This is a genomic window from Comamonas sp. Z1 (assembly GCF_008121555.1).
Classification (GTDB): domain Bacteria; phylum Pseudomonadota; class Gammaproteobacteria; order Burkholderiales; family Burkholderiaceae_C; genus Comamonas; species Comamonas thiooxydans.
Genome location: NZ_VOQT01000007.1, coordinates 56,796 through 71,676, shown reverse-complemented (window position 1 = coordinate 71,676; position 14,881 = coordinate 56,796). Strand labels below are relative to the sequence as shown.

Sequence of the window (14,881 nt, the reverse complement as noted above, 5' to 3'; positions counted from 1 at the left end):
TGATTCAGATCGTTGCTGGCTTGGTGGCTTCGCTGCCGGGCTTGGGAGCCGGTGCCGAGCGCTTGTTGCCCAGCAGACGCACGGCCAGACCAGCTGGGCCGGTGGCCCACCAGCGGGCACTGCCGCGCTTGGGCTCGCCCATGGCCTGGGTGATGCGGTCCAGCACGATGGCCAGCAGCACGATGCCCAGGCCGCCGACGGTGGCCAGACCCATGTCCAGACGGCCGATGCCGCGCAGCACCATCTGGCCCAGACCGCCGACGGCGATCATGGAAGCAATCACCACCATGGACAGGGACAGCATCAGCGCCTGGTTGATACCGGCCATGATGGAGGGCATGGCCAGCGGCAGCTGGACTTTCCACAGCAACTGGGCGGGCGATGCACCGTAGGCACGGCTTGCCTCGATCAGGTCGGGGCGTACCTGGCGAATGCCCAGGTTGGTCAGGCGGATCAGCGGCGGCAGGGCAAACACAATCGTCACGATCACTCCGGGCACATTGCCAATGCCGAACAGCATGACCACCGGCACCAGATACACGAAGGCCGGTGTGGTCTGCATGGCGTCCAATAGTGGGCGCGTCCAGCGCTGGGCACGGTCGCTGCTGGCCAGCAAGATGCCGACGGGCAGGCCGATCACGATGCAGAAGAACAGCGAGGTCAGCACCAGGGCCAGCGTGACCATGGCTTCGGACCAGATGCCCAGCAGGGCAACAATCAGCAGCGAAACTGCCGAGCCAATGGCTAGCTTGCGGCCTGCAAACTGCCAGGCCAGCAGGGCAATCAGCAGCACCAGTGCGGGCATGGGGATGGTCTGCAGCACATCGGTCACACCGTTGAGCGTGGCGTCGATGGGGGTACGAACAGCCTGGAAGAAGGGGCGGAAATGATCAACCACCCAGGTGAGGCCGTTGTTGATCGAGTCCTGCACGGGCAGGCCTTCGGTGGTGATCTGGTGCCAGAGCTGGCCTATGCCGCCGTCATGCTCGGGCACATCGGTGGGCGAGGGAGCGCTGAGCCAGTCGGTGCTGCTGGCCTGGCTGGCAGCATCGCCGCTGCTCCAGGCATCGGTGCTTGAGCCGGCATCCGCATCGGCATAGGAGGCAGCCCAGGGATCGGCATCTGCTGCCGAGCTAGTGACATTGGTGCTGGCTGGCTCGGTGGCGGGCGCAGAGGCTGCGGCCCACGGGTCGTCAAAAGCCGTGCTGGTGGTTTCTGTGTTGGGGTTGTTCAGTGCGTTATCGTTCAAATCGGCTCCCTTCTTTTATTGCGCTGCGTGCTGGGCAGCTTGCGTGTTGGACTTGGGCTGGAAGTGCTGGTCCAGCTTGATGGGCGGAATTTCCTTCTGGGGTGGCGGCACCGGCGGGGTGGCTCGATCCAGGAACTTGAGCATGGTGGTGCGACTGATAACGCCCAGGTATTTGCCTTCTTCATCCACCACAGGCAGCGGGTAGGCCGGAGTGGCCACGGTGCCGAACAGCTCGGCCACCGGCGTGCTGCTGGCGATGGGCTTCACATCGGAGATAAAGGCGTGCTTGAGGCCCAGCATTCCCTCGTGGCCGTGCAGCGCATCGCGCAGCGACTGCGACGAGACCACGCCCAGAAAGCGCTTGCGTGCATTGAGCACATAGGCGTAATCGCGGTCGGAGTCCTCCAGCAGGCGAAGCGCGGCGCGGCAACCGCGGTCGCTGTGCTCTGAAATCACGGTCAGCGCCTGGCGAGCGATGTCGGAGGCCTTGAATACGGCTGCCGCATCCACGCCCTGAATGAAGGTGCGCACATAGTCGTTGGCGGGATTGCGCAGAATCTCGTCGGGCGTGCCGACCTGCTGGACCATGCCGTCCTTCATGATGGCGATGCGGTCGCCAATGCGCATGGCTTCGTCCAGATCGTGAGAGATGAAGACGATGGTGCGGCGCTTGATTTCCTGCAGACGCAACAGTTCGGACTGCATCTCGGTGCGGATAATGGGGTCCAGTGCAGAGAAGGCCTCGTCCATCAGCAAAATGGACGGGTCGGAGGCCAGCGCGCGGGCCAGGCCCACGCGCTGCTGCATGCCGCCGGAGAGCTCGTCCGGATAGCTGGCGCCCCAGGCACCTAGGCCTACCTGCTCCAGGGCATCCTGCGCCTGCTGCTGGCGCGTGGCGCGGTCCACGCCGGCCAGCTCCAGACCAAAGGCCGTGTTGTCCAGCACCGTGAGGTGGGGCATGAGGGCAAAGGACTGGAACACCATGGAGATGTCCTTGCGGCGCAGCGCCCGCAGTTCCTTGTCATTGAGCGTATTGATGTCCTGGCCGTCGACCAGGATGCGGCCGCTGGTGGGCTCGATCAGGCGATTGAGCATGCGCACCAGGGTGGACTTGCCCGAGCCCGACAGGCCCATGACCACAAAGATTTCACCGGCCTCGATGGTGAAGTCGGCGTCGAACACGCCGATGGATTGCCCGGTCTGGGCGAGGATCTCCTGCTTGCTCCGGCCCTGTTTCACCAGGTTGAGCGCGGTTTTCGGATCGTTGCCGAAGACCTTGAAGACATGATCGATAGCGATTTGCTTGGCCACTGTGGCGTTCTCCTTTTTGATGAGATGGAACACAGTCCAGCGCTCACAGCCGGCAATGCCGGTGGGCGCTGGCGCACAAGCCAAAATAAAAGCCCTGATGCCGCAGCTCAGCCCGGCCTTGTGGACAGGGCTGCGCAATGCAGATGGCGCAGCGATGGCGCCGAGTTTTCAGCCCGGATGGCACAGCCAGGTGTGCGCAAGAGCTGGCAAATTGGAAGAAGCAGCTGGCTGGCAGAGCGGGTACCGACTGGCACGCGTCTGCACGGCTTCTTGTCAGGCCAACCCCGGCAATATCGGCCGGGGAGAGCCCCCTACATCAGGGCCGTGTTTCGGCCCGGTTGACGGGGCTGCGCCAAAGAGCGGCAAGCGCTCATGAATTGACACAACGATCCGCCGGGAAGTGAGTCAACCGCATCTCAACAATGCGGTGACGACCTGCACGGCAGGTTGTAAATGACTTTTTAATATATCGAATTGGGTTTTATGCGTCAAATCAAACTGTAAGCTTTGCCGCCCGCATCCGCCGGAAATCGCGCCATTGAAACATTTGCATACGCAAAAACAGGAGGCGCAAGTGCTTGATAGATAAGGCGTGGCAGCCTACCGAGGGCTTTTTTTTGCCGGTTGTCAGCTTTTGACGCGTTTTGCCGCTGCCATGGACATGAAAAAAGCCCCTTCATGGTCAACCATGCGGGGCTTTTTGAGGAGGACGTGCTGTCTCAATGATGAGCGCTTTGGGTGAGCTTGTCGGTCAGCGCAATGGCCAGGGCGCTGAGCAGGAAGACCACGTGGATGATGGTCTGCCACATCAGCACCTGCACTTCATAGCTGCCGGCGTTGATAAAGCTTTTGAGCAGGTGGATGGAGCTGATGCCGATGATGGACAGCGCCAGCTTGACCTTGAGTACCGAGGCATTCACATGGCTCAGCCACTCGGGCTGGTCGGGGTGGGATTCCAGGCCCATGCGGCTGACAAAGGTTTCATAGCCACCCACGATGACCATGATCAGCAGGTTGGAGATCATGACCACATCGATCAAGGCCAGTACCACCAGCATGATGATGGTTTCGTTCAGATGGGTGATCTGGACATCGCTTTTGTAGCCAATATTGGTGATCAGGGCATGCAGGGCTTCCTGATTGCCGAAGACTGCCTCCACCAGATGCCAGAGCTCCAGCAGAAAGTGCCAGACATAGACACCTTGGGCGGCAATCAGACCCAGGTACAGCGGCAGCTGCAGCCAGCGGCTGGCAAAGATCAGCGAGGGCAGGGGGCGCAATGCGCCGGAGGGCTGGAAGCCGCCATGCGGCGTGTGGTGGGTGGAGTTGCCTGCTTCGTCGGAAGGGGTGCGGCTCATGATGTGTGCTCGGGGCGGACTGTATGCGATGGGTGGGCAACGGGATGCCGCCACCTTGTAAGACTGGTTTTGCTGGGGCCGCGTCCCGGACTGCCTGCGCCTTCGAGAGCAGGCCGTAATGTGGGCTCAGGCCTCTGCAGCAGCAGGTGCGCGATTCTAAGGGTTTGTTCCAGGGTGTTTTGAAAAAATGCAAGCAAATCAACACCAAGCAGGCACTTTCTGCTGCAAAAATGGGAGCGAATGACGGGCTTGACGGCGCGCAAAAGCCGCTTCTCAATTTCAGTCAGTGGGGTGTAAGACCGAGCCTTGACAGTACACCCACAATTATTTCATTGCTTATGCATCAGGAGACAAAACGATGAGCGCTGCGACATCAACCATCGAATCCGTGCTGGTGGAAAACCGTGTGTTCCCGCCCCCTGCGGATTTCGCCGCCAAGGCCCGCATCTCGGGCATGGCGCAATACCAGGCCCTGTGCGATGAAGCCGAGCGCGACTATGAAGGCTATTGGGCACGGCTGGCCCGCGAGAACGTGCAGTGGACCAAGCCCTTCACCCAGGTGCTGGACCAGAGCAACCCGCCTTTCTATAAATGGTTTGCCGACGGCGAGCTCAACGCCAGCGCCAACTGCCTGGACAAGCACATGGGCACGCCCGTGGAGAACAAGACGGCCATCATCTTTGAAGCCGACGGCGGCGAGGTCACCAAGGTCACTTACAAAGAGTTGCTCGCCCGTGTGAGCCAGTTCGCCAATGCGCTCAAGGCGCGCGGCGTGCAAAAGGGCGATCGCGTGCTGATCTACATGCCCATGACCATCGAGGGTGTGGTAGCCATGCAGGCCTGTGCACGCATCGGCGCCACGCATTCCGTGGTGTTCGGCGGTTTCTCGGCCAAGGCCGTACAGGAGCGCATTGTGGACGTGGGTGCCAGTCTGGTCGTCACTTCCAACTACCAGATGCGCGGCGGCAAGGAGTTGCCGCTCAAGGCCATCGTCGACGACGCGCTTGCGCTGGGCGGCTGCGAAGCCGTCAAGAGCGTGCTGGTCTATGAGCGCACGGCCACTGCCTGCAATATGGTCGCGGGCCGCGACATCAGCTTCACCGAGGCATTGGCCGGCCAGTCCACCGAGTGCGAAGCCGTGCCCGTCAATGCCGAGCACCCGCTCTTCATCCTCTACACCAGCGGCTCCACCGGCAAGCCCAAGGGCGTGCAGCATGCCACCGGCGGCTATGTGCTGTGGGCCAAGCAGACCTTCGAATGGACTTTCGATGCCAGGGACAGCGATGTCTTCTGGTGCACGGCCGATATCGGCTGGATCACCGGCCACAGCTATGTGGCCTATGGCCCGCTGGCGGCCGGTGCCACGCAGATCGTCTTCGAAGGCGTGCCGACCTTCCCCAATGCGGGCCGCTTCTGGCAGATGATAGAGCGCCACCAGTGCAGCATCTTCTACACGGCACCCACGGCCATACGCTCGCTGATCAAGGCGGCGGACTCCGACCCCAGCGTCCACCCGAAGAACTGGAATCTGTCCAGCCTGCGTCTGCTGGGTTCGGTGGGCGAGCCCATTAATCCCGAGGCCTGGATGTGGTATCACAAGCATGTGGGCGGCGAGCGCTGCCCCATCGTGGATACCTTCTGGCAGACCGAGAACGGCGGCCACATGATCACGCCGCTGCCCGGTGCCACGCCTCTGGTGCCCGGCTCCTGCACCCTACCCCTGCCCGGCATCACGGCGGCCATCGTCGACGAGGCCGGTAACGAGATCCCCAATGGCGCCGGCGGCATCCTGGTGGTGAAGAAGCCCTGGCCCTCGATGATTCGCACCATCTGGGGCGACCCCGAGCGCTTCAAGAAGAGCTACTTCCCCGAAGAGCTCAAGGGCTATTACCTGGCCGGCGACGGCGCCGTGCGCAGCGAGGATCGCGGCTATTTCCGCATCACGGGCCGTATCGACGATGTGCTCAATGTCTCGGGCCACCGCATGGGCACCATGGAAATCGAGTCGGCCCTGGTGGCCAAGACCGATCTGGTGGCCGAGGCCGCCGTGGTCGGCCGTCCCGACGACCTGACCGGCGAAGCCATCTGCGCCTTTGTGGTGCTCAAGCGCGGCAAGCCCACGGGCGAGGAAGCCAGGCAGATTGCGACCGAGCTGCGCAACTGGGTGGCCAAGGAGATCGGCCCGATTGCCAAGCCCAAGGACATCCGCTTCGGCGACAACCTGCCCAAGACCCGCAGCGGCAAGATCATGCGCCGCCTGCTGCGCTCGCTGGCCAAGGGAGAAGCGATTACCCAGGACACCAGCACTCTGGAGAATCCCGCGATCCTCGAGCAATTGTCGGAGACCAATTGAGCCGGCGCATGCCGCTGATCTGAACGCATCATGACGACAGGGCCGCTGGCAACAGCGGCTTTGCCATTTCTGGCGCTTGCTGACGCAAGCCGATGCGATCTTGGGTTAAAACAAGGCATTCCGGAGTACAAGGAGAAGAGCATGAACTTTCGCACCATCTGCATTGCCATCATCGTGGCCCTGATTGCCGTGTTGGCAGCCTTCAACTGGACGGCGCTGTCCACACCTGCAACGGTTTCGCTGGGCCTGACCGAAATCCAGGCACCGCTGGGCGTGCTCATGCTGGCGCTGACGATTTTGCTGAGCGTGTTCTTCATCGCCTATGTGCTGTGGATGCAAGGCTCGGTGCTGCTGGAGGCACGCCGCCACGCCAAGGAGATGCAGGCCCAGCGCGATCTGGCCGACAAGGCCGAGGCTTCGCGTTTCACGGAGCTGCGCAGCGTGCTCGAAGCCTTGCATGCTAGGGACAAGGAAGAGGTGATGGCTCGGCTCGATGTGCTGGAAGCGCATCTGGTGCAGCGCGCCCAGGAGTCGGACAACAGCACGGCAGCCTATGTGGGGCAGCTGGAACAGCAGGTGCACCAGATCAATCGCTGATGCCTCAATACTGATAGCCTCAATCGCTTTGCCTACAAGCGATTGAGGCGTATTCGGCATGAAAAAAGCCGCTGCACTGCAGCGGCTTTTTCACGCAGGCGAACCGAATTACTTCTTGTCGTTGCCCAGCTGTGGCAGGGCGTTGGCGCTGCTCACGCTCAGCAGGCCGGCTTGCGAGTAGATGGCCAGCTTGGCGCGGGTGTCGATCAGGTCCAGGTTGCGCATGGTCAGCTGACCGATGCGGTCGATGGGGCTGAAAGGCGCGTCTTCGACCTTTTCCATGGACAGACGCTCGGGAGCGTAAGTCAGGTTGGGCGACTCGGTGTTCAGGATGGAGTAGTCGTTGCCGCGGCGCAGTTCCAGCGTCACGGTGCCGGTCACGGCGCGGGCCACCCAGCGCTGCGAGGATTCGCGCAGCATGATGGCCTGGGGGTCGAACCAGCGGCCCTGGTACAGCAGACGGCCCAGGCGCAGGCCGTTGATGCGGTACTGCTCGATGGTGTCCTCGTTGTGGATGCCGGTCACCAGACGCTCGTAGGCAATGTGCAGCAGGGCCATGCCGGGGGCTTCGTAGATGCCGCGGCTCTTGGCCTCGATGATGCGGTTCTCGATCTGGTCGCTCATGCCCAGGCCGTGGCGGCCGCCGATGCGGTTCAGCTCCAGGAAGACTTCCACGGCATCGGTGTATTCCTTGCCGTTGATGGCCACGGGGCGGCCTTCTTCGAAGGTGATGGAGACTTCTTCTGCCTTGACTTCAACTTCGGGCTTCCAGAAAGCCACGCCCATGATGGGGTTCACGATGCGGATGCCAGAGTTCAGGAACTCCAGATCCTTGGCTTCGTGGGTGGCGCCCAGCATATTGGAATCGGTGGAATAGGCCTTCTCGGCCGACATCTTGTAGCCGAAACCTTCCTTGGTCATGAAGGCCGACATTTCTGCACGGCCGCCCAGCTCGTCGATGAAGTTGCTGTCCAGCCAGGGCTTGTAGATCTTCAGCGCGGGATTGGTGAGCAGACCGTAGCGGTAGAAGCGCTCGATGTCGTTGCCCTTGAAGGTCGAGCCGTCGCCCCAGATGTTGACGTCGTCTTCCTTCATGGCGGCCACCAGCATGGTGCCGGTCACGGCACGGCCCAGGGGCGTGGTGTTGAAGTAGGTGATGCCGCCGGTGGAAATGTGGAAAGCGCCGGACTGGATGGCGGCAATGCCTTCGTTGGCCAACTGGGGACGGCAGTCGATCAGACGGGCCTTTTCTGCGCCATATTCCATCGCCTTGCGGGGGATTTCGTCGTAATCGGCTTCGTCGGGCTGACCCAGGTTGGCCGTGTAGGCGTAGGGCAGGGCACCCTTGTTCTTCATCCAGCGCAGAGCGGCAGAAGTGTCCAGGCCGCCGGAGAAGGCGATGCCGACCTTCTGGCCGACGGGAACATGTTGCAGAATGGTTTCCATGAGATTTCTCTTCAAAGTGATAGCTGCAATCGCTTGATGGGTAAACGATTGGGGCTGAAAAGGCTTGAAATTCTCGGGTCTGGCCCGAAGCCGGGCCAGGCGCGGATTACGCGTAGTGGCAGATGTAGTGGTAAGCCTCGGTCACGCGGATGTCGAACTTGGAGTTCGCGGGAATCCGGAAGCTCTCGCCGGCCGAGGACTTCTTCCACTCGTCGCTGCCGTCGAGCTTGTATTCGCAGGAGCCGCCCACGCATTCCATGATTTCTGCGGCTGCGGTGCCAAAGGTCAGCGTTGCAGGCAGCACCACGCCCACCGACTTCTTGGTGCCGTCGGCCAGCGTGAAGCTGTGGCTGACGCACTTGCCGTCAAAGTAAACATTGGCCTTGGTGGTGAGGCTGACGCCTGCGATGGTTTCGGTGGTCATGGAAGAGGTACGCTGTGCGTGGTCGAAGATCAAAAGCATTGATTTTAGGCCACGGGATTTGCACCTGCGCGAATGCCCAGCAAAGGCAGGAAAAACAAGAGCCCCGTGACGGGGCTCCTGAGCGGCTCGCAAGGCCGGATCGGCTTGGATCAGCGGCGCCAGCCATGGCCGCCGTGGCCACCGTGCCAGCCCGGACGGTAGCCGGGTCGGTAGTAATGGGGGCGGGTGGCGTAATAGGCGCCCGCACCAATGGCTGCGCCGATCAGCAGCGGCGCCACATAGTCAGACGCCGAGTAGGTCGAGCCTACCGAGTAGGTGGGCGCCACGGGCTGAGGGGCGTAATAGCCGCTGTCGTAGTTTTGCGGATAGCTGGTGCTGTAGGCGCCCTGAGGAGGCGTCTGGGTGCTGTAGTAGCCGTCGTTGCTGTAGACCGGGTCGTTGGCCACGGGCTGCACATTCAGCGCAATCCATTGGCCGGGCGGGTTGGTGGTCTGCGTGGTGTAGTTGCGACCGTTGTACTCATAGGTCACGTTGTAGCCCACGGTACGGTTCTGGTAGAAGGTCTGCGTGCTGCACTGGCGCATGTTCTGGTACTGCACCGGGCCCGAGGCTTCGGCCTGATTGCCGAGCATGGCACCGCCGACCACGCCGGCTGCCGTGGCAGCGGCACGGCCGCCACCGCCACCGATGGCATTGCCTATCAGGCCGCCGGCAATGGCTCCGACCACGGCACCTGCACCGGTGGGGCGAGGAGCGACCGCCACCGGCTGGTCGCTGCAGACCTGCTGCGGCACGGCGACCTGCTGGGTGATGGGGGTCGAGGACAGCACGCGACCGCGCTCCTGGGCATAGGCCCCGGTGGCGGCCACGGCGGTCAAAGTCAAAACTGCCAGAGTTTTCATCAACATCTCTCCTGTCTCTGAAGCTTTAACGCATCAGATCACCGAAAAGTTTAGGGGATCTGCGTAAATTCCAGCACTCGGCACCGTAAAACTAGGTAAAGCCATGTGTAAATGTGAGCGGTTGCTTATGTGTTTTGCAGCGTATCCCATTCATCGGCCTTGAAACCGACGGTGATTTTCCCGTCGGCCCATTCCACCACGGGTCGCTTGATGGTGCTGGCGTGCTCCTGCATCACGGCGGCGGCACTGGGCGCATCCACGGCAGAGGCCTTTGTCGCGTCATCGAGCTTGCGCCAGGTCGTGCCCTGGCGGTTGAGCAGCTTTTCCCAGCCCAGAGCCTGCATCCACTGGGGCAGACGCTCGGCGGGAACGCCTTGTTTCTTGAAGTCGTGGAATTGGTAAGTAATACCTTGCTCACTGAGCCAGCTGCGTGCTTTCTTGACGGTGTCGCAATTGGGGATGCCGTAGACGGTGGTGATCTTGCTCATGGTGTTCGGTAGCGGTGAAACGGTTGGAGTCAGATGTAACGCATTTGCCAAGTGCCGGCAGCCATAGGGCCTCTGACAGTGGGCGACAATAGCGCCCAGTATGCACACCATATTCCCCACCTTGGATGCCTGGCTGGCTTATTGCGAGCGCCTGCATCCCCAGAACATCGCCCTGGGTCTGGATCGCGTGCGTGAAGTCGCACAGCGCATGGGCCTGCAATTCGACTGCCCCGTCATCACGGTGGCCGGCACCAATGGCAAGGGTTCGACCTGTGCCATGCTGGAGGCCGTGGCCCTGCAGTCCGGCTATCGCCCCGGTGTCTATACCTCGCCGCATCTGGTTCACTTTGAAGAGCGCTGCCGTGTGGGCGGCGAGATCGTCAAGGCCGAGGAGCTGATACCGCATTTCGAGGCGGTGGAGCAGGCCAGGGTGAAGGAAGGGCAAGAGGTTGCACTCACTTACTTCGAGTTCACCACGCTGGCGATATTGCGCCTGATGAGTCTGTCCAGGCTGGATGTGGCGATTCTGGAAGTGGGTCTGGGAGGCCGGCTCGATGCCACCAATATCATCGATGCCGACTGCGCCATCATCACCAGCATCGATCTCGATCACATGGAACTGTTGGGCCCCGATCGCGAAAGCATTGGCCGGGAAAAAGCCGGCATCATGCGTGCCGGTCGTCCCGTCATCGTCAGCGACCCCGTGCCGCCGCAAAGCGTGATCGATCACGCGGCCGAAATCGGTGCCGACCTCTGGCGCTTCGGCAAGGATTTCAACTACGACGGCGACAAGCAGCAATGGGGCTGGGCTGGCCGTGGCCGCCGCTATGCGGGGCTGGCCTATCCGGCGCTGCGCGGCGCCAATCAGCTGATGAATGCTTCCGGCGTGCTGGCCGCCTATGAAGCCATTCGCGGCAAGCTGCCGGTGACGGCACAGGCCGTGCGCACGGGCTTGTCCATGGTGGAGCTGCCCGGTCGCTTCCAGATCGTTCCCGGCCAGCCTACGCTGGTGCTGGATGTGGCGCACAACCCGCACTCGGTGGCAGCTCTCACTGCGAATCTCGATGCCATGGGCTACTTTCCGATCACGCATGCCGTATTCGGTGCCATGGCCGATAAGGACTGGGAGCCCATGCTCACCAAGGTGGGTCCGCTGGTTGATCGCTGGTATTTCACCGATCTGCCGACGCCGCGTGCGGATTCGGCAGAAAACCTCAAGGCCAAGCTGCAGCAGTTGCAGGCCAAGGGCGTGGTCCGCAAAGATGTGAGCATGCAGACCTTTGCCAATCCCCAGCAGGCCCTGGATGCCGCAGTGGCGGCAACGGAGGCGGCTGATAGAATCGTGGTCTTTGGATCGTTCTTCACTGTGGGCGGAGTGTTGCAAAACGGCACGCCTCGTCTGAACGCCAAACACCTGACTCACTGAGTCAGCGGCCTGCCGCCCCGGCTTTTGTCGGGTGGCAGGCCTCAACAAGTCCTCACTCATGGCATTTTTCAATTTCCGTTGGCCTGGCAAAAAAGACGAAGCCGAGTCCGTGGCCGGAGCCAAGCGCCCCAGCCGCTTGGCCCAGGGCGAAAGCGTGGAAGCCATGCGCCGCCGCGCACGTCATCGCCTCATCGGGGCGGCCGTGCTGGTGCTGATCGGTGTGGTGGGCTTCCCGCTGCTGTTCGATACGCAGCCACGTCCCATTCCGGTCAATATTCCGATTGAAATTCCCGATCAGGCCAACTCGGCTCCCGAGGTCGTGCCTGGCACTCAGGTGGCGAGCCAGACGGCTGCACCGTCAGGGCGTGTTGCTGCCAATGCTTCTCTGGATGATGGCGAAGAAGTGCTTGCGCCTTCGGCCAGGCCTGCAGCTCCTGCGGCGGCCGCTGTGGCGCCTGCTGCGCCGGTGGTCGGGGCTGCTGCCGTCGGCACTGCCGCTGCGGTGGCATCTCAGGTCAAGCCCGAGCCCAAACCAGAGGTCAAGCCTCAGCCCAAGCCGGAGCCCAAACCGGAAGTAAAGCCCGAGCGCAAGCCGGAACCGAAGCCTGAAAAACCCAAGGCCGAGGTCAAGCCAGAGGTCAAACCCGAGATCAAGAAGCCGGAAGCCAAACCCGAGCCCAAGCACAAGCCGGAGGCGCCCAAGGTGGACGAAGCCGCTCGTGCCCGTGCACTGCTGGAGGGGCGCAGTACCTCGGAAGCAGCACCGGCCAAGGAGGCTGCAGCGACTAACGAGCGCTTTATCGTTCAGATCGGCGCCTTTGCCGAAGTCGGCAAGGCCAACGAAATCAAGGGCAAGCTGGGGACCGGAGCCTTTACCCAGACCGTGGATACCAAGGACGGCAAGCGCACACGTGTTCGCATGGGGCCTTTCAAGAGCCGCGAAGAAGCCGAGAAGGCTGCCGCCAGAGCCAAGGCCCTGGGTTTGCCGGCATCGGTGTTCAAGGCTTGAGACCGGTTTTCCGGCAACGGTTTGATTGATGAGCACGCTGGACTGGATTTTTGTGGTCGTTGTGCTGGGCTCCTTGTTGCTGGGGGCCTGGCGCGGTCTGGTCTATGAAGTCCTGTCCTTGCTGGGCTGGCTGGTAGCCTTCATGGTCGCGCGGACCTGGGCGCAAGAGGTGGCGGTGTGGCTGCCGCTGGATGGCTGGGACATGCAGCTGCGTTATGCGGCGGGCTTTGTGCTGCTGCTGGTGGGGTCCATGTTTGCCTGGGGAGTGATCTCCTGGCTGTCCAAGCAGTTGATTGAAGCCGTGGGTCTGAGGCCTGTGGATCGCACCCTGGGCGCATTGTTCGGTGTCTTGCGTGGTGGCCTGCTGCTGCTGGTGCTGGCTCTGGTGATCCAGTACACGCCGTTGCACAAGGCTTTGTGGTGGCAGGACTCGATGCTGGCGCCCTGGTTGACCGAGGCGCTGGGCTGGGTGCTGCCGGCTCTGCCAGAGGAGTGGGGGCAGTATCTGCCCAAGGCTTCCTCTTGAAGCGAAGTTTTTTGCCGCAATTTACCTAAGGGTTGAAAGTGGCTAAGGTGCTTGCTGTAAAACGCAGTGGGTGCTGACGAGAGTTTGGTGTTGGCGTGATCCGCCATGCCGGATATCAAAGCGCAGGCTAGCCAATGGGTGGCGAAGCAGGCGAGTGTGGCGAAGGGCGACTTTCGCGAACAGATGGAACGCAACTATGTGTGGAATCGTTGGTGTGGTGAGTACCACACCCGTGAATCAGCTGATTTATGACGCTTTGCTGCTGCTGCAGCACCGTGGGCAGGATGCAGCCGGCATCGTGACCCAGCAGGAACGCAAGTTCTTCATGCACAAGGCAAAGGGCATGGTGAAGGATGTGTTCCGCACCCGCAATATGCGTGCTCTGCCCGGTGATGTGGGTCTGGGTCAGGTGCGTTATCCCACGGCGGGCAATGCCTCCAGCGAGGAAGAGGCTCAGCCCTTCTACGTGAATGCGCCCTTCGGCATCGTCATGGTGCACAACGGCAACCTCACCAATGCCAAGCAGCTGCGCCGCGAACTGGCGGATACCGATCACCGCCACACCAACACCGAAAGCGACTCCGAGGTCCTGCTCAACGTGCTGGCGCACGAGATCGGTCGCGCCTCCAGCGGCGCTCCGCTGCAGAGCGAGGAAATCTTCAAGGCCGTGCGTGCGGTGCACAAGCGCATCAAGGGCTCTTACGCCGTGATCGCGCTGATCGCCGGCTACGGCCTGCTGGCCTTCCGCGATCCCTTCGGCATTCGTCCGCTGTGCATGGGGTGCGGCAATGATGGCACCATCATGCTGGCCAGCGAGTCCGTGGCGCTGGAAGGTACGACCCATCAGTTCGAGCGCGACATCGCTCCCGGCGAAGCGATCTTCGTGCACAACGACGGCCGCGTCGAGAGCCAGCAATGCGCTGAAAAGACCCAGCTCAATCCCTGCGTGTTCGAGTATGTGTATCTGGCACGTCCCGACTCCACCATGGATGGCATTTCGGTCTATCAGGCTCGCCTGAACATGGGGGAAACGCTGGCCAAGCGCGTGATCTCCATGGTGCCGCCCAATGAAATCGATGCGGTGATTCCCATTCCCGAATCGAGCCGCCCCAGCGCCATGCAATTGGCACAGTTGCTGGGCAAGCCCTATCGCGAAGGTTTTGTGAAGAACCGCTATGTGGGCCGTACCTTCATCATGCCGGGTCAGGGCGCTCGCAAGAAGTCGGTGCGCCAGAAGCTCAACGCCATCAGCAGCGAGTTCAAGGGCCGCAATGTGCTGTTGGTCGATGACTCCATCGTGCGCGGCACCACCTCCAAGGAAATCGTGCAGATGGCGCGCGATGCAGGTGCCAACAAGGTGTATCTGGCCTCCGCTGCGCCCCCCGTGCGTCACCCCAATGTGTACGGCATCGATATGCCCACGCGCTCCGAGCTGGTGGCTCACGGCCGCACGGTCGAGGAAATTCGCCAGGTCATCGGCTGCGACGCGCTGATCTATCAGGACGTGGAAGCCATGAAGCAGGCCGTGGGCAAGATCAATGCCCAGGTAAGCGGTTTCGAGGCCTCGTGTTTCGACGGCATCTACATCACCGGTGATATCTCCGATGAAGAGGTGACGGCGCTCAACGAAGGCCGCAACCGCGGCAGCGAAGAGGAGAGCGAAGACACTTCGCGCCTGTCCCTGCCGAATGCTCAGGAAAGCTGAGCGCTGGCGTTAAAGCGCAGCGAATGACCGAGTCGGAAAGGGTTGCTTAGGCAACCCTTTTCATTCGGGAGGACAATGGCAGAGCTG

Annotated in this window: 14 protein-coding genes; 7 read left to right on the top strand and 7 right to left on the bottom strand. The window is 61.8% G+C overall.

The window, feature by feature from the left end:
- Positions 1 to 4: 4 nt before the first annotated feature.
- The 3 genes from proW to FSY45_RS14345 form a co-directional block, all read right to left on the bottom strand.
- Positions 5 to 1,249, bottom strand: coding sequence for a glycine betaine/L-proline ABC transporter permease ProW (gene proW / locus FSY45_RS14355; protein WP_080944451.1), 1,245 nt, complete (start codon positions 1,247 to 1,249; stop codon positions 5 to 7).
- A 15-nt stretch (positions 1,250 to 1,264) separates the two neighbouring features.
- Complete coding sequence (gene proV / locus FSY45_RS14350) at positions 1,265 to 2,560, bottom strand: glycine betaine/L-proline ABC transporter ATP-binding protein ProV (RefSeq protein ID WP_145914893.1); 1,296 nt, start codon at positions 2,558 to 2,560, stop codon at positions 1,265 to 1,267.
- A 719-nt stretch (positions 2,561 to 3,279) separates the two neighbouring features.
- Complete coding sequence (locus FSY45_RS14345; protein ID WP_012837574.1) at positions 3,280 to 3,918, bottom strand: YqhA family protein; 639 nt, start codon at positions 3,916 to 3,918, stop codon at positions 3,280 to 3,282.
- A 358-nt stretch (positions 3,919 to 4,276) separates the two neighbouring features.
- Here FSY45_RS14345 and acs point away from each other — a divergent pair, with 358 nt between their 5' ends.
- Both acs and FSY45_RS14335 read left to right on the top strand, forming a co-directional pair.
- Entirely contained in the window at positions 4,277 to 6,271 is a 1,995-nt protein-coding gene (acs, locus tag FSY45_RS14340) for an acetate--CoA ligase (protein WP_003061081.1), read from the top strand.
- A gap of 141 nt (positions 6,272 to 6,412) precedes the next feature.
- Positions 6,413 to 6,868, top strand: coding sequence for a hypothetical protein (locus tag FSY45_RS14335; protein ID WP_003057208.1), 456 nt, complete (start codon positions 6,413 to 6,415; stop codon positions 6,866 to 6,868).
- A 108-nt stretch (positions 6,869 to 6,976) separates the two neighbouring features.
- Here the strand turns inward: FSY45_RS14335 and argG are convergent, their stop codons facing one another.
- The 4 genes from argG to FSY45_RS14315 all read right to left on the bottom strand — a co-directional run bounded on the left by argG (position 6,977) and on the right by FSY45_RS14315 (position 10,128).
- Entirely contained in the window at positions 6,977 to 8,314 is a 1,338-nt protein-coding gene (gene argG, locus FSY45_RS14330) for an argininosuccinate synthase (protein ID WP_003057205.1), read from the bottom strand.
- 106 nt (positions 8,315 to 8,420) lie between these two features.
- Entirely contained in the window at positions 8,421 to 8,738 is a 318-nt protein-coding gene (locus FSY45_RS14325; RefSeq protein WP_046461389.1) for a pyrimidine/purine nucleoside phosphorylase, read from the bottom strand.
- Between the two features lie 149 nt (positions 8,739 to 8,887).
- A complete protein-coding gene (locus FSY45_RS14320) occupies positions 8,888 to 9,640 on the bottom strand; it encodes a glycine zipper 2TM domain-containing protein (RefSeq protein ID WP_046461405.1) in 753 nt (250 codons plus the stop codon).
- A gap of 125 nt (positions 9,641 to 9,765) precedes the next feature.
- On the bottom strand, positions 9,766 to 10,128 hold the full coding sequence (locus tag FSY45_RS14315; protein ID WP_003061086.1) for an ArsC family reductase: 363 nt from the start codon (positions 10,126 to 10,128) through the stop codon (positions 9,766 to 9,768).
- Positions 10,129 to 10,228: 100 nt separating this feature from the next.
- Between FSY45_RS14315 and folC the strand changes: the two genes are divergently transcribed.
- The 5 genes from folC to purF all read left to right on the top strand — a co-directional run bounded on the left by folC (position 10,229) and on the right by purF (position 14,794).
- Positions 10,229 to 11,554, top strand: coding sequence for a bifunctional tetrahydrofolate synthase/dihydrofolate synthase (gene folC, locus FSY45_RS14310; RefSeq protein ID WP_046461390.1), 1,326 nt, complete (start codon positions 10,229 to 10,231; stop codon positions 11,552 to 11,554).
- Positions 11,555 to 11,612: 58 nt separating this feature from the next.
- Positions 11,613 to 12,563 (top strand): SPOR domain-containing protein, encoded by a 951-nt coding sequence (locus FSY45_RS14305; RefSeq protein ID WP_046461406.1) that lies wholly within the window; start codon positions 11,613 to 11,615, stop codon positions 12,561 to 12,563.
- Positions 12,564 to 12,591: 28 nt separating this feature from the next.
- Positions 12,592 to 13,089, top strand: coding sequence for a CvpA family protein (locus tag FSY45_RS14300; RefSeq protein ID WP_003061092.1), 498 nt, complete (start codon positions 12,592 to 12,594; stop codon positions 13,087 to 13,089).
- A 105-nt stretch (positions 13,090 to 13,194) separates the two neighbouring features.
- Positions 13,195 to 13,341 carry a hypothetical protein gene (locus FSY45_RS27845; protein ID WP_187427563.1) on the top strand — a complete coding sequence of 49 codons (147 nt, stop codon included), beginning with the start codon at positions 13,195 to 13,197 and terminating at the stop codon, positions 13,339 to 13,341.
- Positions 13,286 to 14,794 carry an amidophosphoribosyltransferase gene (purF, locus tag FSY45_RS14295; RefSeq protein WP_046461391.1) on the top strand — a complete coding sequence of 503 codons (1,509 nt, stop codon included), beginning with the start codon at positions 13,286 to 13,288 and terminating at the stop codon, positions 14,792 to 14,794. The genes FSY45_RS27845 and purF overlap by 56 nt, the downstream gene beginning before the upstream one ends.
- Positions 14,795 to 14,881 lie beyond the last annotated feature (87 nt).